Below are 16,991 nucleotides of genomic sequence, written 5' to 3' on the forward strand. Positions count from 1 at the left end.
TCGCTGTCCCAAAACCGCTGCACACTTTTGGGCGACATGCATTCGCCGCGCCATTAACACAGTTGTTTTCGCCCCGCCACGTTTGCGGCGCGAAATTTGCTGGCCGGTTTGCGCCAGCGAGGCAACGAGCGTGCTATTTTCACGCCTGCCGCCCCTTCAGCAAGGCCTCGGTAAGCGTGATCTCGGTGAACAGCGCCCGCGCCGCGTGGTCGTTGATCTCGCGCACCGGCCAGGCGAGTGCGGCGCCTATGGCGATCTGCAGCACCGGCAACGGCACCCGCACCAGACGCACCAGTGCGCCGGAAACGGCGACGAAGACGAGCACAACCAGAATGAAGACGGCGACATCCATGGTCCGGTTCCAGCCTTGTCTGCCGACCATGCGCAAAGCCGGTCGATCCGTCCAAACGCCCTCCCGCGAAAAGGTGCAGGCAATCCGAGCAACGAAAAGGCCGCCCTTGCCGGCGGCCTTTTCTCGTAAAAAAATCAGTTAGTTAAAGCGAAGACGTGATCTGCAGCTCGTTGGCACCATCGAGCGCGTAGACGTCGTCGCGGAACTGCACGACGCCCGGGCCCGTCGACCAGGCCGAGAGATAGAGGAAATGTACCGGCACCGGGTTGGTGACCTCGACCGGCGTGTTTTCGCCGGTCTTGATCGTCGCCTCGAAATGCTGACGGTCCCAGCCGGGCGTGTCGCGCAGGATCCAGGTGACGAGGTCGCGCACATTCTGCACGCGCACGCAGCCCGAGGAATCGAAACGCATCATCTTGCCGAACAGGCTCTGCTGCGGCGTGTCGTGCATGTAGACGCCGTCCGGGCTCGGGAAATTGATCTTCACCGACGCCATGGCGTTGCCCGCGCCTGGATCCTGGCGGAAGCGATACTTGGCGGCGTCGTCGGTCGACCAGTCGACATTGAGCGGGTCGACCTCGCTGCCGTCCGGAGCGAACAGCCGGATATGGCTGTCCTTCAAATAGTTGGGATCCTTCCGCATCAGCGGAATGATGTCCTTGCGGACGATCGATACCGGCGCATTCCAGTACGGATTGACGATGATCTCGTTGATCTTGGAATTGACGATCGGCGTCTGGCGATCGATCTTGCCGACGATCGCGGTGTGGCGAAGCACGACGCGGTCATTCTCGACGGCTTCGATCTGCGCCGCCGGAATGTCGACCAGCACGTAGCGGCTGCCAAGCGTGCCAGCCTTCTCCTTCAGCCGCTGCAGGTTGGTCTGTAGCTGGCCAAGCCGGATTTGCGCCGAAACGTTTATCGCCAAGTAGGTGTATTTGCCCATGGAGCCGTCGGCGGGCAGGCCGTGACGCAACTGGAAGCGCTTGACCGCCGAGTCGACATAGGAATCGAAGGCCGTCGAAATGCCGGCGCTCTGCGACAGGTCGCCAGAGACCATCAGCCGCTTGCGCAACGGCACGACATCGGGATCATCGACGCCGAGCTGCAACTTCTTGGTCGCGGGCACCTCTACCCAGCCGCCCTGGCTGACGATGTTCTGGTATTGCGCCACCGCCTGCTCGGTAAAGGCGACGGTCTGCGGGCTGAAGATCGGCAGCGTCGAGGCCACCTTGCCGCCCTCGCTGGCCCGGGCGTCGAACTGGTCGTCCCAATTGCCGCGCGCCGAGGATTTCAGGATATCACCGATGACATCCTGCGCATTGGCGCCGCCGGCGACCATCGCGGCTGCGAGCGCGGAGGCTCCGGAGAGGAAAAAACGGCGGCTGGTTCTCATGGACGTTCCAGACATTCTTGTAGCGTTCGATCTTGCTGCATTCGGTTTTCAGGGCGATGTTGCCCGCACTCTAGAGTTGGCAATCTTAACAATTAGCCAACCATGTCCGTATCAGTTCGGCCACAAACGCTTGAGCCGCGACACGGGTTCCGGGTGAACGCACGGCCTTCACCACAGCATCACCGGCATCCTCGGTTCCATTGGAATATGGCGGCAACGTGGCCTTGGCCTGCGATTTGCCTCGGGCGGTGCAGCGAAATGAAAAGCCCGTGCTTTTTCGGCACCGATCCGGGTCGCCGGCCGCGATATCGACCGATTACCACAAGCCCTTGATGCTACACTGACAAGCTAGTCCAACGCGAGGAACGAGACCATGCCTGGTGTCCTTTTTATCGTCGCGGCCTTCGCCTTGGCCGCAGGTCCGAACGGCAGCACCCCGACGCCGGAGGAAACGGTTGCCTATTTCGTGCACGGCCTGGAACAGGGCGCGATCCCCAAATACGGGCAGCAGACCGACGAACCGCTGAAGCAGGTGTCCCGATCGCCGGCGGTCTTCACCAGCACTGGCCCGAACGAGGTCGGCGACGAAACCGAAACGCTGAGGTTCATCGTTACCCGGCTGGATGATTGCACCTTTAGAGCCGAACAGCAGTTCGAGGAGGACGGCGCCATCTACTACCGCCTGAGCTACGAACTGCGGCTTGGCGGCGTAAACGGCCTGTCGTTCGACAATCCGCCGGCAACCATCGCGCTGAAGGGGCTGGTGAAGACATGCACGACCGACACCGAGGGCAGCTGCGACCTGACGCGCGAGCCCGAAGCAATCGGTCCGTTCTTCGGCGAGCCCGGCCACGCCGAACAGGCGCTTGCCTATTTCCACGAGAAATTCTGCCCGCTGAAGCCGTGATCCTGTCTGGGCCGACTATCTCACGATCTCAGTGCGGATTTTCAACATTTGGGGCCGGACTTGGCTGCGCCTTCAATTCCGAACATCTTTGCAACACCTCATGCTGGGGATAGCGCAGAACCTTGTTATCCTCCAGTTTGAGCAACAGTTCCCGCCTCTTGTCTGTGCTTTCACCATCCGTACACGACATGTCCAGGATGACGACATCCAGGCGGTTGATCTTCTGAATTTTGTCCAATGTGCAGCCGACCTCCCACATCTCGACTGCCTTGTCGGTAAACGTCACGATCGAGTCATTGTTGTCGCATGGAGCGCTGCCTTCCGAGGCGAAAGAATCCTTCCACCACTCCTCGGCAAAAGCCATTTGCGGGACCAACAAAAGCACTGCGGCAACCGAGCAGATCTTCGAGCGTTTTCCCAAACCCATCATGCGCCCCCTCCGGGCCGTGACATTAGGCACTGCTGTGGCGAAAGCAAACCTGGCGGACTAGTGTCGACCGGGCGCCTGGGCTTCGGTATCAGGAAAAGAAAAGGGCCGATGCCTTTCGGCACCGGCCTTGACCAGAGGTCGACATTTCGGCCGCGCTTCTGTGGCGCGGGCCAGATCCGATGCGCCGGCTCACATCCGGTAGGCGATGGTGTCGTTCCAGAAGCGATCGAGCCGCTGCAGGGCGCGGTTCATCTGCTTAAACTCGTCGGTGTTGATGCCGCCGACCTGCTCGATCGAGCCGACATGGCGCTCATAAAGACCGGCGACGACGTCCGCCACCTCGTTGCCCTTCGGCGTCAGCGAGACGCGGACCGAGCGGCGGTCGATGCGCGAGCGCTGGTGGTTGATGAAGCCGAGATCGACCAGCTTCTTCAGATTGTAGGAGACGTTGGAGCCGAGATAGTAGCCGCGCGAACGCAGCTCGCCGGCGGTCAGCTCCGAATTGCCGATGTTGAACAGCAGCAGCGCCTGGATGGCATTGATGTCGGAGCGGCCGTTGCGGTCGAACTCGTCCTTGATCACGTCAAGCAGGCGGCGGTGCAGCCGCTCTACAAGCTGCAGCGATTCCATGTACAGCGAGCGGATAGCCTCGCGGCGGTCGTCAGATACGTTGGCGGTCTTCGCCGCCGGACGCGAATTGATCATTGTCTTTGCCTCTCGTTTGTCGCCCTGGTGATTTTTTGTTTTTCACCTTGATCGCGACACTATCGAATACTCATAAAATTCGACTTAAACGCTAGGGCTAACAAGAGCTTACCGGTAAGAGGTTTCGAAAGAGGCTTAACGAACGGTCTCCCGAGCAAGGATAATTAACCTAAAGATTTAGCCAACAATTGCGGGGCCGAATTGAGGCAGCCGCCAGGGTGCCAATGGGCTCAAGGGGTTAGTGCCGCACCGGTCGTTTCTGCAGCCAGATGATCACGCGGAAAGCGATATAAAGCAGCGCCACGACCGCATGCGAGACGACGATGAGCATGCGGTGGCCGAAAAGCTCGGGAAAACCGGCATACATGACCGTCTCGGTCACCGCGCAGATAAACCAGATCACGGGTCCCCAGGACGCCAGCATCCACAGGCCGGCGGCGGCGAAGGGGAAAAATACGGCAAGCATCACCGCCGCCACCTGCCAGTGCACCGGCATCAGGTCGAAGCGCCACAACGCGCCCGGATAGAAGCCGATCAGCCTGATCCAGTAGAGAATGCCGAACAGCAGGCAGTAGCCGGCGACGACGCGCTGGAACCAGGCGAAGATCAGCTCCACGCCCGAGGGCTGCAGCACGACGCGTCTGGAGGTCACCTCGCTCACAGGTCGAGCTCCCGCTCGCCGAGCGAGGCGAAATAGGCGTCGACGTCCGCCTCGCTGACCGCGCCGAGGCTCGCCGGCCGCCATTGCGGCTTCGAGCCCTTGTCGATGATGGCGGCGCGGATCCCTTCGTAGAAATCGTGGCCGGCCAGCATCCGGTTGAGGATGCGGAACTCCATCTTCATGCAGGCGTCCATGGACATGGTCAGCCCGGCGCTTATCTGGCGCCAGGCGACGCGCAGGCTGGTCGGCGAACGCGTCCGCATCGTCGCCAGCGTCTTGGCCGCGAACTCGTCGGCGCCTGCCGCCTGTTCCAGGCTGTCGATGACAGCCTTGAGGGATGGTTGCGAAAAATGACGGACGATCGCCTCCAGCGTCGGCCTGTCGGTTTCCCGTTTTGCCTGGACGAAGAAACCGCGCAACACCGATTCCGGATCGCCGGTCAGCGTCAGCCGGTCGAGGAAGCCGCCCTGGTCGGCGGCCTTGATGGTGTGGGTGGCGAGCCCTGACCACAGCGCGTCGCCATAGCGGATGCGATTGCCGGTCAGCGCCAGATACATGCCGAAGGAGCCGCCGAGATCGGGTAGCAAATGGCTGGCGCCGACATCCGGGAAAAAGCCGATGCCGACTTCCGGCATGGCGAACTGGGCATTTTCGGTCATCACCCGGTGCGAGCCGTGGAAGGAGATGCCGACGCCGCCGCCCATGACGATGCCGTCGATCAGCGCGACGTAAGGTTTCTTGAAGCCGTTGATACGGGCGTTGAGCCGGTATTCGTCGGCGAAGAACTCGACCGGCGGCTTTCCAGCCCGGCCAGCCTCGTAGATATGCAGGATGTCGCCGCCCGCTGAAAACGCCCTGCCCTCGGCCTTGACGATAACGACATCGACGCCCTGGTCGGTCTCCCAGGCGCGAAGAGCAGCGTCGAGCGCCCGGATCATGCGGTGCGTGACGGCATTCAGCGCCTGCGGTCGCGCCAATGTGACGACGCCGGCCCGGCCCAGATGTTCGAAGCGGATTTCGTCGCCTCCGCCAAAATCCATCGTGAAAGAATCCCTCCCCCGCGCCGCCGGGATTGAAGTGCTAAAGCGTGGCGCATGGGTGCGTCAATGCCAAGCCCGGTCGATGTCGGGTCAGTTTGCATTTCAAGAGAGGCAACGCGCCATCCTTTGCGTCGCGGCCAAATGGGTGCAACCATCCGTCTGTGAGCCTATTGGGAGATCATTTGGCGATGCCGCGAGAGTTCGACCCGGACGATGTTCTCAGTCGCCCGCTGATGGCGAATTTGGCGACCGTCAGCGCGGACGGCGCGCCGCGCAACGCGCCAGTGTGGTTCATCTGGGAGGACGGTGCGATCTGGCTTCTCGGGTCATCGGATGGAAGTGCTGTAAAGCATCTTGAAAGAGACCCGCGCTGCGCGGTGGAAATTGTTCACTTCGACAACAATGGCGGCATCTTGCTGCACCTCGGACTGCGCGGCACCGCAACCATCGAACCGATGTCGCCAGACCGCTTCAAACGGCTCCTGCACAAATATCTCGGCCCCGAAGCAAGCTGGAACGAGTGGTTCATCGACAACGTGGCCCAGATCGAACATCCAGACGGGCGCATGATCAGGCTTGCCCCAGTCAGCATTTTCACCAACAACGTATCGTTCTTCAGAACCGGCCCTGACCTTGCATGGCCGCCAAATATCGACGACGGGTCTAGAAGCGAACGGTGAGCCATGCCGCAGTTTTTGCGCCTCGCACTTGTTCTGGGTGGCCTGCTGGCCTTCTGGGCCATCAATGGCCTGGCCAGGGCGGCCGATCTCGAGGATCTCTATCAGTCGCAGACCATCGTCAACGGTAAGTATGAAAAGCATCGCGAGGTCGGCTTCAAGTTCTGCCTCGACGCGGTCCTGGTCCGGGTTTCCGGCGATCAGCGCCTGCCGGCGAAACCGGAGATGACGGCACTGCGCGACAAGGCCGGCAGCTTCGTCGCCAGCTTCCGCTACCGCGACCGAATGGAAGGCATTCCCAACCATGATGATCAAGGCACGTACGACCGGCCTCACAATCTCTATTGCCAGTACAGGCCGGAGGTGATCGATCCGGTGCTGGCTTCGCTCGGCAGCAGGCCGTGGCTGACCGAGCGGCCACGACTGGCGGTGTTTTTGGCAACCGAGCGCGACATCAGGCATTTCGTGCTCGATGCCGGTGACGAGCGCAGCGTGCTGATGCGCGAATCGTTCACCAATGCCGCTGCGCCGCTCGCCATGCGGGTGACTTTTCCCACCGCAGCGCTGCTGTCGCAGGCTGGACTGGACGACAGGACACTGCGCGACGCGGACATGGCAGTGCTGGACATGGTTGCGAAAAAGGCCGGCGCCGATCAAGCACTTTCCGGCAGCATCGTGTGGAGCGACAAGGAGTTCGGCTGGATTGCCGACTGGCGGCTGGCCATGGCCGGCAAGACCTACACCTGGCAAGTGCGCGGCGTTTCCTTCGACGAGGCTTTCCGCGTCGCCATGAGGGGTGCGGCGCAGATCCTGTCGGGCAATGGGCAACCGGAATAGACCTCGACCTGCTCGTTGGCACAAACGTGTCGCATTGGTCAGCGGCAAGGGCTCGTGGTAAAAGCCGCCGAACGAGAGTTTTGGCGATGAACAAATTCACCCCGACGGCGATGAACAAATTCACACCGGCAAAGCCAGCCGGCGCGCGCAGCGTCGACGACATCACCGGCAGCCGCCGCTTGCGCCGTATGCGCAAGGCCGACTGGTCGCGCCGACTCGTGCAGGAGAACCGGCTTACGGTCGACGACCTGATCTGGCCGATCTTCGTCGTCGACGGCAGACAAGTGCGCGAGCCGATCGCCGCCATGCCGGGCGTCTTTCGCCTGTCGATCGATCTCGCCGTCAAGGAGGCCGAACGCGCGGCAAAGCTCGGCATTCCCGCACTCGCCACCTTCCCCAATGTCGATATCTCCCTGCGCGACCAGACCGGTTCGCACATTCTCGACCCCGACAACGTCATCAACCGCGCCACCCGGGCGATAAAGGACGCGGTGCCTGAGATCGGCATCATAACCGATGCCGCGCTCGATCCGTTCACCAGCCATGGCCATGACGGCATCCTGCGCGACGGCATCATCGTCAATGACGAGACGGTGGAACAGCTGACCGCCGCGGCCGTCATCCAGGCGGCAGCCGGCGCCGACATCATCGCGCCGTCCGACATGATGGACGGCCGCATCGGCGCCATCCGCGACGCACTCGACGCCAACGGTTTCCAGGACGTGGCGATCATGTCCTATGCGACCAAGTTCGCCTCGGCCTTCTATGGTCCCTATCGTGAGGCGGTGGGCACCGCCGGCCTGCTCAAGGGCGACAAGAAGACCTATTATATCGACCACGCCAATTCCGACGAGGCGGTGCGCGAGGCCGAACAGGACATCGCCGAGGGCGCCGACATGCTGATGGTCAAGCCCGGCCTGCCCTATCTCGACATCATCCGGCGGCTGAAGGATGAATTCCAGATGCCGACCTTCGCCTACCAGGTGTCAGGCGAATATTCGATGATCAAGGCCGCCGGCGCCAATGGCTGGATCGATGGCGAGAAGGCGATGCTGGAATCCCTGCTGGCCTTCAAGCGCGCCGGCTGCGACGGCATTTTGACCTATTTCGCGCCCGAAGTGGCAACGATGCTGAAGGGATAGTTTTCTCTTCCCACCGATGGCCGGTCGCGGCAATGCCCGGCGGCCTCTCGATATCAATGAAAATTTCCAGCTTCCGGTCGGGAGCCCCAGCGAAGGTCGTTGGACCAATCGCCGGGGTTTGCTGCATCCATATAGACTGCTTGCATTTCGCAATCAGTTTGCTACTCCTTTGCGCAACTGGTTATGGAGGAGGCTTTCATGTCCAAACTTCGCGTCAATGCTTTCACACTGTCGCTCGACGGCTACGGAGCCGGTCCCGATCAGACTCTGCAAAATCCCCTCGGCGTCGGTGGCGAAGATCTGCATAAATGGTTTGTCGACACCCGCACCTTTCGCAAGATGGTGCTCGGACAGGAGGGCGGCACCACCGACACCAACGAGGCGTTCGCGGCGCGCAGCTTCGAGAATGTCGGCTCCTGGATCCTCGGTCGCAACATGTTCGGGCCGATCCGGGGCGACTGGCCTGACGATAGCTGGAAGGGCTGGTGGGGTGATAACCCGCCCTACCATGTGCCGGTTTTCGTGCTGACCCACCACAAGCGGGCGCCGATCACGATGGAGGGCGGTACTACTTTCCACTTCATCACCGACGGCATCCATTCGGCGCTTGAACAGGCGAAAGCGGCGGCGGATGGCAAGGACGTGCGGGTTGGCGGTGGCGTCGCCACCATCCGGCAATATCTGCAAGAGAAACTGATCGACGAGATGCATCTGGCGATCTCGCCGCTGCTGCTCGGTGCGGGCGAGAATCTCTTTGCCGGCCTGGACATGCCCAAGCTTGGCTATCAGTGCAGCGAGCAGGTGGCGACAGCGCTCGCCACGCATGTGATCGTCAAGCGGGCTTAGGAGGCGAAACCCTTGGTCCAGGCCCCTTTCTCCCCGTCACTATACGGGGAAAAATGCCCGGCAGGGCAATGAGGGGCGGCGCAACCGATCGAAGATTGCCTTTCCCGACAATACCGCCGATGGCAGTATGGCATCAAATTACGTCTAGTCCACGCAGTGATTTGGCCGAGTTCAACTGTTGAAGTTGGCGCCGCCCCTCATCCGCCTGCCGGCACCTTCTCCCCGTATAGTGACGGGGAGAAGGGAACCTTACCTCAATACTTCTCAGGCACGTAGAGTTCGCGCGGCAGCGTCTGGCGCTCGTATTCGGGATTGAAGACGCGCTCGGGCAGCGTGATCTCCTCGTGCGGCACCTCTTCATACGGCAACTGCTTGAGCAGATGGTCGATGCAGTTCAGCCGCGCCCGCTTCTTGTCGTTGCCCTCGACTATGAACCAGGGCGCCTCGGGAATGTTGGTGCGGGCAAAGGTCTCTTCCTTGGCCTTGGTATACTGCTCCCAGCGCACGCGCGACTGCAGGTCCATCGGCGACAGCTTCCACTGCTTCATCGGATCATGGATGCGCATCAGGAAGCGCATCTGCTGCTCCTCGTCGGTGATCGAGAACCAGTATTTGACCACGGTGACGCCCGAGCGGACCAGCATGCGCTCGAACTCCGGCACGTCGCGGAAGAATTCTTCGACCTGATCGGGCTCTGCAAAACCCATCACCCTTTCGACACCGGAGCGGTTGTACCAGGAGCGGTCGAACAGCACGATTTCGCCGCCGGCCGGCAGATGCGGCACATAGCGCTGGAAATACCATTGCGACTTCTCGCGCTCGGTCGGTGCCGGGAGTGCGACGACGCGGCAGATGCGCGGATTGAGCCGCTGCGTGATGCGCTTGATGACGCCACCCTTGCCGGCGGAGTCGCGGCCCTCGAAGATCACCACCAGCTTCTTCTTGTGATAGGCGACCCAGGACTGCAGTTTGATCAGCTCTGACTGCAAGGTGATCAGGTCGCGAAAATGCTGCATGCGATCGATCGATGGCGGATGCGAGTTCTTGTAGATCTTGGCGATCTCCATCGACAGAGCCGGCTCTGACATTTCGAGCTCATAGTCCTCGTCGAGCGTGTCGGCGAGCTCGGCCTCAAGCCAGTCCCTGGCAGGAGAATTCTGTTTTAGCTCGGTCATATCAGCTGCTCCGCTTGCAAGCCCTGTCGATCCACGTCCGGCGCCCCAACCCCTGGCCTGCGTCCCGGAGTGGCAACACCTGAGCCGACTTCAATATAGGCCGGCAATGACGGTTTTATTGCAGCCTGGAGCGAGACAGCCGCCACTGCAAATTCCGCGAGGCATGATCGATCCATCGTCGTGGCATGGCGACAAGCGGCTTGAATTGTCCTACAAATGTGCCAGGCCCGTCCGGGCACTGCCTTTCAACAACAAATCGCGAGGACTGACATGGAATACCGCACCCTCGGCCGTTCCGGCTTGAAAGTTTCGACCCTGACCATGGGCACCATGACCTTCGGCGGTGCTGGCGCATTTTCGGCTGTCGGAAAGACCGACCTCGATGAGGCGCGCCGGATGATCGATCTTTGCATCGATGCCGGCATCAATGTCATCGACACCGCCAATGTCTATTCGAACGGCGTCTCTGAAGAGATCATCGGCGAGGCGCTCGGCGGCAAGCGCAAGGGCGACGTGCTGATCGCCTCCAAGGCGCGGATGCGGATCGGCAATGGCCCCAACGATGAAGGCCTGTCGCGCTATCACCTGATCCGCGAATGCGAGAAGAGCCTGAAGCGGTTGAAGACCGATGTCATCGACATCTACTTCCTGCACGAATGGGACGGTACGACACCGCTCGAGGAAACCATCGCCGCGCTGGATACGCTGGTTGCCCAGGGCAAGGTCCGCTACGTCGGCTGCTCCAACTATTCCGGTTGGCAGGTGATGAAGGCGCTCGGCATCAGCGACAGCCATCACCAGCCGCGCTTCGTCACCCAGCAGATCCACTACACGCTGGAAGCGCGCGAGGCGGAATATGAATTGCTGCCGATTTCGGTCGACCAGGGGCTGGGTGTGCTGGTCTGGAGCCCGCTTGCCGGCGGATTGCTGTCCGGCAAATACCGCCGCGACAGCCCGACCGCCCGCCAGCTCGCCGGCTGGTCGGAACCGCCGATCCGCGACGAGGACCGCCTCTGGCGGATCGTCGATGTCCTTGTCGAGATCGGCACGCAGCGCGGCGTGTCGGCGGCGCAGGTGGCGCTGGCCTGGCTGCTCGGCCGGCCGGCGGTCAGTTCGCTGGTGATCGGCGGCAGGACCGAAACGCAGTTCCGCGACAACATCGCCGCGGCAAGCCTGGTGCTGACCGGCGAAGAGCGTGACCGCCTAGACACGGTCAGCCGGCCACCCTTGCTCTATCCCTACTGGCACCAGCAACTGACGGCAAAGGACCGTTTTGGTCCCGCCGATCTGGTGATTGACCGCAGCGGCGTGTGACCACGGGAGGTTTGCGGCGGGGCTCGGCGGACGAAGCCCGCACTTAACCCGTGATATAGCGCCAGACCTCGGCATCAGGCTCGATCTGGCCGCTGAGGACAAAGTATTTGTAGAGCACGAGCAGGGAGATCGCCTGCTCGGCCTTCTCGTTTGCGAATGTGCGGCAATAGGCATTCGCCGCGGCAATGATGCGTTCGGCTGCAGCCGGGTGCTGCTCGAAATAGCGCACTTTTTCGGCAAGGTCGGCGGTCGAAGTACCGGGCAATCTCCTTGAGGTCGTAGTACTAGATACTCGGTATCAGCGGCAGATTGTCGATATGCACCGCAGCCGGGCTGGGCGAAAATGCGTCCTGCAGCTTGTTGTAGCAATTCAGCCGCCGGCGAACCGAACCGTCAGCAAGCCGGGCTTTTTCGAGGCGACCCACAAGCCGCCGGCGGAAAAGCGCCTGCGGCGCGATATCGCGCACGACGTTTCGCGCATAATAAAAAACCCTTGCCGTCGTTCGTTGTATGGTGGCCATGGTTTCACTTGATCAAAACGAACGCGCGGTCGCGATACGTTGGCGCCCCGGCCCCCTACACCATGGTCCCGTGCATCTTGCAAGCCCGGGCCATCATCGACGCGAACGGCTGGGCACGATCGCTTCAGCTGTTGTGTTTGACGGCTAATGCTCCTAGGCAGGGTCAGAGCCGCAAGGCAGTGAAAAGGAGCCGATATGGCGCGACCACCAAACTACGATCAGGAACGCAAGGAACGCGACCGCCAGAAGGCGGCCAAGAAGGCTGAAAAGCTGGCGGCCAAGGTTGCCGCACGCGAGCGTTCGAAGCCCGAAGACGAGACTGAAACCGAAACCGAAACGGCAAAGTGACGGCAAAAGGTCCGCGCATGCGGGCCGTGCCTCATTCCAGATTGTCGCCTTGGATCAAGCCGGCGCCTTGTCGCTGACGAAGACGTCCACTTCGCGCGCCGCCGCAATGAAGGCGCGCCTGGCGTTCATCGCCGGCTTGTCGCCGGCCAGCGCATCGTGACAGGCCTGCAGGGCCGCGCGATGCTTGGGGCTGCGTTTTCCGGGCCAGCTGTTGAGCAGGTAATCGGAAGCCTCACGGGCCGTACGCAAGAGCTGAGTGCTCCCCGCCGTGACTGACTTGACGGTCACGGGTGTTTCAAATCGGTTGTTTTCCATCGCCGCTCTTACGCCATCGGTGTCCGCGAAGCGAGGCCGAAAGTGCACGGCGCGCCTGGACGTCGCCTTTTGCGCGGCGCGTACCGCATGCCTTAGGCGGCGATGACGGCAAAACCCCTGGCGCGAAGACCGCGCCGGTCGTTGGCGAGCGACGTCACCAGGCGGTCGCGGCTGCCGACGATGTGGGCCGAAAGCAGGCGCGCGGCTTCATCGGCGTCGCCGAGGCGTGCCGCCGCCAGAATGGCGCGATGTTCCGCCCAGGCGCGAGCAAGGGCGGCCTCGTCGCGAACCTCCAGCCAGCGGGCCCGCGACAGGCGTGTCATGGCATCGCGGACCGCCCGGAACAGGAATTCGTTGCCAGACAAGCGCGCCAACTCGATGTGAAAATCCATACCGATACGATGCCATTCCTCACGCGGCGTGTCGGTGTCGCAGGAGTCGAGCATCGCCTCGATGACATCGACCGCGCTGCGGTCCGCCAGGGCACATGTCAGGCGAAGGGCTGCAACCTCCACCGCCTCCCGGTAGACGGCAATCTGCTCGAGTTCGGCCAGGTTGATGGGCGACACCGTCCAGCCACGGCCGTCCCTGCCGACCAGGCCCTCGGTCTCGAGCCGCAGCAGCGCGGCCCTGACCGGGGTTCGCGAGGCGCCGAAGCGACTTTCGATCCAGCGCTCGGTCAGTTTCTCGCCGGGACCGATCTCGAGGCCCAGGATCATCTGCCGAAGCTGTTTTTCGACGCTATGCATCTGCGACATTGTCGTTCCCGTTTTCTGACCGTTGGCTGGCTATCGGTTTGCTGGCCACGTTTTCCCAATCACGTTTGAGAGGGTCGCATTGACAGCACCCACGCTTGCGTCCATGACGGATACCATCTTGGTATCCCAAAATGGTATCCGCAGCAACCACCAACACGGCATTTGCTCGGACAGGACGCATGACATGCAGAACACGCCCCCGACGACCGACAGCACCTACAACATCCACTGGCGGCGCAATCTGTTCGTTTGCTTTGCCGGTTCGTTCTCGACGCTTGTCGCCATGACGCTGCTTTTGCCGTTCCTGCCGCTCTATATCGAGCAGCTCGGCGCTGAAGGCCACGCGGCGATCGTGCAATGGTCGGGGATCGCCTATGGCGCGACCTTTTTTGCGGCGGCACTTGTGGCGCCGCTGTGGGGACGTCTCGGCGACCGCTACGGCCGCAAGGTGATGCTGGTTCGCGCCAGCTTTGGCATGGCCATATGCATGTCGCTGACCGGCATGGTCCAGACCGTCTGGCAGTTGGTGCTGCTGCGGCTGCTGATCGGCTTTGCCGGCGGCTATTCCTCGGGATCGACCATCCTGGTTGCCATGCAGACGCCCAAGGAGCGTTCGGGCTGGGCATTGGGCCTGCTGTCGGCGGGTATCACCGGTGGGGCACTGGTCGGCCCGCTGGTTGGTGGCGCCCTGCCGCCGCTGATCGGCATCCGCGCCACGTTCCTGCTGTCCGGCGGCGTCATCTTCCTGGCATTCCTGGCGACCACGTTTCTGATCAAGGAGAACCCCCGGCCGAAAGCGACGGACGCCGCATCGAAGGGCAAGCCGAAAGGCGGCTGGGCACAAATCCCCGACAAACGGCCTGTCATCGCCATGCTGGCGACCGGCATGCTGTTGAGTTTCGCCACCATGTCGATCGAGCCGATCATCACCGTCTATGTGCAGCAATTGATCGAAGACCAGAGCCGCGTCACGCTGATCTCCGGCGTCGTCATGTCGGCGGCGGCGCTTGGCGCCATCCTGTCGGCTTCACGCCTGGGGAAACTCGCCGACCGCATTGGCCATTGGAACGTCATCATCGGCGCGCTTGCCGTCTCGGCGCTGTTGCTGATTCCTCAGGCCTTCGTCACGCAGAGCTGGCAACTCATCGGCCTGCGCTTCCTGATGGGCCTGGCGCTGGGCGGGCTCCTGCCCTGCATCACCAGTGTCATCCGCCACAATGTTCCCGATGGCGTCGGCGGCAATGTGCTAGGGCTTTCGATCTCCGCTCAATATGTCGGACAGGTCGCCGGCCCCTTGCTTGGCGGATTTGCCGGCGGCCATTTCGGCATGCGCTCGGTGTTTCTGGGCACATCCATCTTGATGGCCGGCGGCGCGGTCTATAACTGGCTGGCGCAATCGCGCCGTGAGCAGGACATGCTCGCCAATGCCGGCAAGCCCTGACCAAATTGGGTCGCTTGCCTTGAACGTCACGGAGCCCGAGACATGAGCACGGCCGAGCAATCTTCCGTCAACAGCGGCCAGATCCTCGTCCTGGCCGGCGGCCTCTGTGGCGCCGCCGGCGTGGCGCTGTCGGCCGCGGCGGCGCATCTGGGCGGTGCCTTTGTCGGCACTGCCGCATCCTTCCTGCTCATGCACGCGCCGGTCTTCCTCGCGACCGGACTGCTTGGCGCGAACCGGACGCTGCGCATCGGCAGCCTGATCCTGCTGGTTGGGCTGCTGTTGTTCTGCGGCGACCTGCTGGCCCGCGATTTCCTCGGTTCGCGGCTGTTCCCGCTGTCGGCGCCGATCGGCGGCACCTTGCTCATCGCCGGCTGGCTGGTGATCGCCGGCTCGGCGCTGGTGCGCACACGTTCCTGACCAGGCTGGACCAGCAGCCTTTATCGATGTCTCTGGGGGGCGATGTCTCCGGGCGCACTGCCCGGGACGGTCCTATTCGCGAAACCGACGCGATCCTGTCACACCGCGTTTGTCGAACGATCAATCCTGCCGTCGCTCGGGCTTATCGAGCACTTCGCGACCGTGCCGCCGCAGCTTCGCCAGTAGACGCCTCTCCGGCCGTTTGGACGCCGGCGCGATGCCCCAGTAGTTGCGGTAGATGTCTTCGAACAGATAGCTCACGGGATGCATGATGCACTCCTTTCAAGATTTGAATCGATCCAATCGGTGCGCACAAAAAAGCTATCCCGATCAGCTCCGTCTGCGCTCGGCGAAGAACCGCAGTTCGCGAACCCATGGGCTGTCACTCTCGTGGCGCCTCTGTTTCGTGGCGGTCGAACCGATGCTCCAGTCGTTGCGGTAGATGTCTTGGAAGAGATAGTTGACGGGATGCATGACACATCTCCCTTGCTGATATTGAATCGATCCAATAATATGGACCTTTGTCCCCTTGGATCGATTCAAAGATACACCTCGCCGGGTCGTTGTTCAAGGCAGAATTTGAACCGATCCAACGAAAGTGTTAGATGGGATGAATTCAGGAGACGAAGATGGCCCCATTGAGCTCTGGAAAGACAAGACCGGTCCGGCTGGCAGACATTGCCAAAGCGGCCGGCGTGTCGCACGGCACCGCGTCCAACGTGTTCGCCCGCCCGGAGATCGTGCGCGAGGAGGTCCGCGAACGGGTCAAGGCGGCAGCCGAGGCAATGGGATATGGCGGACCCGACCCCAAGGGTCGGCTGCTGCGCGCCGGCAAGGTCAATGCCATCGGTGTCGCGACCGCGGAACCGTTGTCCTATTTCTTCAACGACCCTTTCGCCCGGGTGATGATGGCCAGCATCTCGCAGGCTTGCGACGCGACTGGTGCGGGGATCTCGCTGGTCTCCGCCGCCAACAACGAACAGCTCGCCTGGAACATCCAGAGCGCGCTGGTCGATGGCTTCATCGTCTTCTGTATCGAAGGCGGCTCAAGGCTGGTCGAACTGGCGCGCGAACGCAAACTCCCGTTTGTCGCACTCGATCTTGATTCGGACGACGACGGGGCGGTCGCGGCGATCGGTGTCGACAACATCGTCGGTGCCGGTCTCGCGGCGCGCCATCTGACCGAGCTCGGGCATCGTCGCTTTGCCGTGCTTGCCCTGCCCTGTGCCGACGCCGGCTTCGGCCCAACCACGCAGGCGCAGGTGGAGAAGGCCCTCTACTCCGGGACGCGTGACCGCCTGCGCGGCTACTTCGCCGAACTCTCCCGCGTCGACATCGACGTCTCGAAGGTGCCGATCTACGAAACCGTCAATGACGAGGAGAGCGTCTGGGCGGGCCTCGATCATATCTTCGCCGGCGCCGAGACACCGACCGCCATCCTGGCAATGTCGGACAGGATCGCCTTGCATGCGCTGGACTGGCTGCGCCAGCACGACATCACTGTCCCGGGCGACGTTTCGATCGTCGGCTTCGACGGTGTCCCGGAAGGAGCGGTCTCCAAGCCGCCGCTGACCACAATCGTCCAGCCGATCGCCGAGATGGGCCGCCTTGCCGTCAAGGCGATCCTCGAAAACGACGGCACGTTCAGTCGGCAATCGCTGCCGGTCGACCTCGTGGTGCGGGCCTCATCCGGCCCCTCGCCCGCCTGA

21 protein-coding genes and 1 pseudogene are annotated in these 16,991 nt (G+C 62.2%); 10 read left to right on the forward strand and 12 right to left on the reverse strand.

The genetic code is table 11. From position 1 onward, the window contains the following. Positions 1-139 precede the first annotated feature (139 nt). Positions 140-382, reverse strand: a complete 243-nt coding sequence (locus AC1DYW_RS32055) for a hypothetical protein (protein ID WP_477228845.1) — start codon at positions 380-382, stop codon at positions 140-142. A gap of 112 nt (positions 383-494) precedes the next feature. Then, entirely contained in the window at positions 495-1,748 is a 1,254-nt protein-coding gene (locus tag AC1DYW_RS32060) for a L,D-transpeptidase family protein (RefSeq protein ID WP_457153523.1), read from the reverse strand. Between the two features lie 373 nt (positions 1,749-2,121). Here AC1DYW_RS32060 and AC1DYW_RS32065 point away from each other — a divergent pair, with 373 nt between their 5' ends. Further along, entirely contained in the window at positions 2,122-2,655 is a 534-nt protein-coding gene (locus AC1DYW_RS32065; protein WP_477228846.1) for a hypothetical protein, read from the forward strand. Between the two features lie 28 nt (positions 2,656-2,683). Here AC1DYW_RS32065 and AC1DYW_RS32070 read toward each other — a convergent pair whose 3' ends face one another. The 4 genes from AC1DYW_RS32070 to AC1DYW_RS32085 all read right to left on the reverse strand — a co-directional run bounded on the left by AC1DYW_RS32070 (position 2,684) and on the right by AC1DYW_RS32085 (position 5,491). Further along, a complete protein-coding gene (locus AC1DYW_RS32070; protein WP_457153525.1) occupies positions 2,684-3,085 on the reverse strand; it encodes a hypothetical protein in 402 nt (133 codons plus the stop codon). 189 nt (positions 3,086-3,274) lie between these two features. Next, positions 3,275-3,790 carry a transcriptional regulator LdtR gene (gene ldtR, locus AC1DYW_RS32075; RefSeq protein WP_013896002.1) on the reverse strand — a complete coding sequence of 172 codons (516 nt, stop codon included), beginning with the start codon at positions 3,788-3,790 and terminating at the stop codon, positions 3,275-3,277. 238 nt (positions 3,791-4,028) lie between these two features. Beyond that, a complete protein-coding gene (locus AC1DYW_RS32080; RefSeq protein WP_477228847.1) occupies positions 4,029-4,451 on the reverse strand; it encodes a DUF6163 family protein in 423 nt (140 codons plus the stop codon). Beyond that, positions 4,448-5,491, reverse strand: a complete 1,044-nt coding sequence (locus AC1DYW_RS32085; protein ID WP_477228848.1) for an enoyl-CoA hydratase/isomerase family protein — start codon at positions 5,489-5,491, stop codon at positions 4,448-4,450. Before AC1DYW_RS32085 ends, AC1DYW_RS32080 begins: the two co-directional genes overlap by 4 nt. A 95-nt stretch (positions 5,492-5,586) precedes the next feature. On the opposite strand from AC1DYW_RS32085, the gene AC1DYW_RS32090 reads away from it, so the two are divergent. The 4 genes from AC1DYW_RS32090 to AC1DYW_RS32105 all read left to right on the forward strand — a co-directional run bounded on the left by AC1DYW_RS32090 (position 5,587) and on the right by AC1DYW_RS32105 (position 8,993). Continuing rightward, the gene (locus AC1DYW_RS32090) at positions 5,587-6,171 is read left to right on the forward strand and encodes a pyridoxamine 5'-phosphate oxidase family protein (protein WP_477228849.1); all 585 of its coding nucleotides are present in this window, start codon (positions 5,587-5,589) and stop codon (positions 6,169-6,171) included. Between the two features lie 3 nt (positions 6,172-6,174). Continuing rightward, positions 6,175-7,005, forward strand: a complete 831-nt coding sequence (locus AC1DYW_RS32095) for a DUF2066 domain-containing protein (RefSeq protein WP_477228850.1) — start codon at positions 6,175-6,177, stop codon at positions 7,003-7,005. A 110-nt stretch (positions 7,006-7,115) separates the two neighbouring features. Next, a complete protein-coding gene (gene hemB, locus AC1DYW_RS32100; protein WP_477228869.1) occupies positions 7,116-8,147 on the forward strand; it encodes a porphobilinogen synthase in 1,032 nt (343 codons plus the stop codon). 198 nt (positions 8,148-8,345) lie between these two features. Then, a complete protein-coding gene (locus AC1DYW_RS32105; RefSeq protein ID WP_477228851.1) occupies positions 8,346-8,993 on the forward strand; it encodes a dihydrofolate reductase family protein in 648 nt (215 codons plus the stop codon). Positions 8,994-9,247: 254 nt separating this feature from the next. On the opposite strand, the gene ppk2 is transcribed toward AC1DYW_RS32105, so the two are convergent. Further along, complete coding sequence (gene ppk2 / locus AC1DYW_RS32110; RefSeq protein ID WP_477228852.1) at positions 9,248-10,168, reverse strand: polyphosphate kinase 2; 921 nt, start codon at positions 10,166-10,168, stop codon at positions 9,248-9,250. Positions 10,169-10,438: 270 nt separating this feature from the next. Here ppk2 and AC1DYW_RS32115 point away from each other — a divergent pair, with 270 nt between their 5' ends. Continuing rightward, entirely contained in the window at positions 10,439-11,482 is a 1,044-nt protein-coding gene (locus tag AC1DYW_RS32115) for an aldo/keto reductase (RefSeq protein WP_457155236.1), read from the forward strand. A 43-nt stretch (positions 11,483-11,525) separates the two neighbouring features. On the opposite strand, the pseudogene AC1DYW_RS32120 reads toward AC1DYW_RS32115, so the two are convergent. Further along, a pseudogene (locus AC1DYW_RS32120) lies at positions 11,526-12,003 on the reverse strand (hypothetical protein). A 195-nt stretch (positions 12,004-12,198) separates the two neighbouring features. Between AC1DYW_RS32120 and AC1DYW_RS32125 the strand changes: the two are divergent. After that, positions 12,199-12,351, forward strand: a complete 153-nt coding sequence (locus tag AC1DYW_RS32125; RefSeq protein WP_095085720.1) for a hypothetical protein — start codon at positions 12,199-12,201, stop codon at positions 12,349-12,351. A gap of 54 nt (positions 12,352-12,405) precedes the next feature. Here AC1DYW_RS32125 and AC1DYW_RS32130 read toward each other — a convergent pair whose 3' ends face one another. Together AC1DYW_RS32130 and AC1DYW_RS32135 are read right to left on the reverse strand one after the other, a co-directional pair. After that, a complete protein-coding gene (locus AC1DYW_RS32130; protein ID WP_244730396.1) occupies positions 12,406-12,639 on the reverse strand; it encodes a DUF982 domain-containing protein in 234 nt (77 codons plus the stop codon). 119 nt (positions 12,640-12,758) lie between these two features. After that, positions 12,759-13,424, reverse strand: coding sequence for a GntR family transcriptional regulator (locus AC1DYW_RS32135; RefSeq protein ID WP_457154527.1), 666 nt, complete (start codon positions 13,422-13,424; stop codon positions 12,759-12,761). 184 nt (positions 13,425-13,608) lie between these two features. On the opposite strand from AC1DYW_RS32135, the gene AC1DYW_RS32140 reads away from it, so the two are divergent. Both AC1DYW_RS32140 and AC1DYW_RS32145 read left to right on the forward strand, forming a co-directional pair. Next, positions 13,609-14,865 carry a multidrug efflux MFS transporter gene (locus tag AC1DYW_RS32140; RefSeq protein WP_457154528.1) on the forward strand — a complete coding sequence of 419 codons (1,257 nt, stop codon included), beginning with the start codon at positions 13,609-13,611 and terminating at the stop codon, positions 14,863-14,865. Positions 14,866-14,907: 42 nt separating this feature from the next. Further along, the gene (locus tag AC1DYW_RS32145; RefSeq protein ID WP_457154529.1) at positions 14,908-15,282 is read left to right on the forward strand and encodes a DUF423 domain-containing protein; all 375 of its coding nucleotides are present in this window, start codon (positions 14,908-14,910) and stop codon (positions 15,280-15,282) included. Positions 15,283-15,402: 120 nt separating this feature from the next. On the opposite strand, the gene AC1DYW_RS32150 is transcribed toward AC1DYW_RS32145, so the two are convergent. Both AC1DYW_RS32150 and AC1DYW_RS32155 read right to left on the reverse strand, forming a co-directional pair. Beyond that, entirely contained in the window at positions 15,403-15,552 is a 150-nt protein-coding gene (locus AC1DYW_RS32150; RefSeq protein WP_457154530.1) for a hypothetical protein, read from the reverse strand. A 60-nt stretch (positions 15,553-15,612) separates the two neighbouring features. Further along, a complete protein-coding gene (locus AC1DYW_RS32155) occupies positions 15,613-15,756 on the reverse strand; it encodes a hypothetical protein (RefSeq protein WP_477228853.1) in 144 nt (47 codons plus the stop codon). A 155-nt stretch (positions 15,757-15,911) separates the two neighbouring features. On the opposite strand from AC1DYW_RS32155, the gene AC1DYW_RS32160 reads away from it, so the two are divergent. After that, entirely contained in the window at positions 15,912-16,991 is a 1,080-nt protein-coding gene (locus tag AC1DYW_RS32160) for a LacI family DNA-binding transcriptional regulator (RefSeq protein WP_477228854.1), read from the forward strand.

The organism is Mesorhizobium sp. P2_D5, assembly GCF_056404355.1.

What these genes read in the sequence shown, in the direction of transcription:
- ldtR (WP_013896002.1), bottom strand. Translation starts at nt 3,790, where the DNA reads ATGATCAATTCGCGTCCGGCGGCGAAGACCGCCAACGTATCTGACGAC.
- AC1DYW_RS32150 (WP_457154530.1), bottom strand. Translation starts at nt 15,552, where the DNA reads ATGCATCCCGTGAGCTATCTGTTCGAAGACATCTACCGCAACTACTGG.
- AC1DYW_RS32160 (WP_477228854.1), top strand. Translation starts at nt 15,912, where the DNA reads ATGGCCCCATTGAGCTCTGGAAAGACAAGACCGGTCCGGCTGGCAGAC.
- AC1DYW_RS32145 (WP_457154529.1), top strand. Translation starts at nt 14,908, where the DNA reads ATGAGCACGGCCGAGCAATCTTCCGTCAACAGCGGCCAGATCCTCGTC.
- AC1DYW_RS32060 (WP_457153523.1), bottom strand. Translation starts at nt 1,748, where the DNA reads ATGAGAACCAGCCGCCGTTTTTTCCTCTCCGGAGCCTCCGCGCTCGCA.
- AC1DYW_RS32115 (WP_457155236.1), top strand. Translation starts at nt 10,439, where the DNA reads ATGGAATACCGCACCCTCGGCCGTTCCGGCTTGAAAGTTTCGACCCTG.
- AC1DYW_RS32155 (WP_477228853.1), bottom strand. Translation starts at nt 15,756, where the DNA reads ATGCATCCCGTCAACTATCTCTTCCAAGACATCTACCGCAACGACTGG.
- AC1DYW_RS32055 (WP_477228845.1), bottom strand. Translation starts at nt 382, where the DNA reads ATGGTCGGCAGACAAGGCTGGAACCGGACCATGGATGTCGCCGTCTTC.
- AC1DYW_RS32135 (WP_457154527.1), bottom strand. Translation starts at nt 13,424, where the DNA reads ATGTCGCAGATGCATAGCGTCGAAAAACAGCTTCGGCAGATGATCCTG.
- AC1DYW_RS32125 (WP_095085720.1), top strand. Translation starts at nt 12,199, where the DNA reads ATGGCGCGACCACCAAACTACGATCAGGAACGCAAGGAACGCGACCGC.
- AC1DYW_RS32105 (WP_477228851.1), top strand. Translation starts at nt 8,346, where the DNA reads ATGTCCAAACTTCGCGTCAATGCTTTCACACTGTCGCTCGACGGCTAC.
- AC1DYW_RS32085 (WP_477228848.1), bottom strand. Translation starts at nt 5,491, where the DNA reads ATGGATTTTGGCGGAGGCGACGAAATCCGCTTCGAACATCTGGGCCGG.
- hemB (WP_477228869.1), top strand. Translation starts at nt 7,116, where the DNA reads ATGAACAAATTCACACCGGCAAAGCCAGCCGGCGCGCGCAGCGTCGAC.
- AC1DYW_RS32095 (WP_477228850.1), top strand. Translation starts at nt 6,175, where the DNA reads ATGCCGCAGTTTTTGCGCCTCGCACTTGTTCTGGGTGGCCTGCTGGCC.
- ppk2 (WP_477228852.1), bottom strand. Translation starts at nt 10,168, where the DNA reads ATGACCGAGCTAAAACAGAATTCTCCTGCCAGGGACTGGCTTGAGGCC.
- AC1DYW_RS32140 (WP_457154528.1), top strand. Translation starts at nt 13,609, where the DNA reads ATGCAGAACACGCCCCCGACGACCGACAGCACCTACAACATCCACTGG.
- AC1DYW_RS32070 (WP_457153525.1), bottom strand. Translation starts at nt 3,085, where the DNA reads ATGATGGGTTTGGGAAAACGCTCGAAGATCTGCTCGGTTGCCGCAGTG.
- AC1DYW_RS32065 (WP_477228846.1), top strand. Translation starts at nt 2,122, where the DNA reads ATGCCTGGTGTCCTTTTTATCGTCGCGGCCTTCGCCTTGGCCGCAGGT.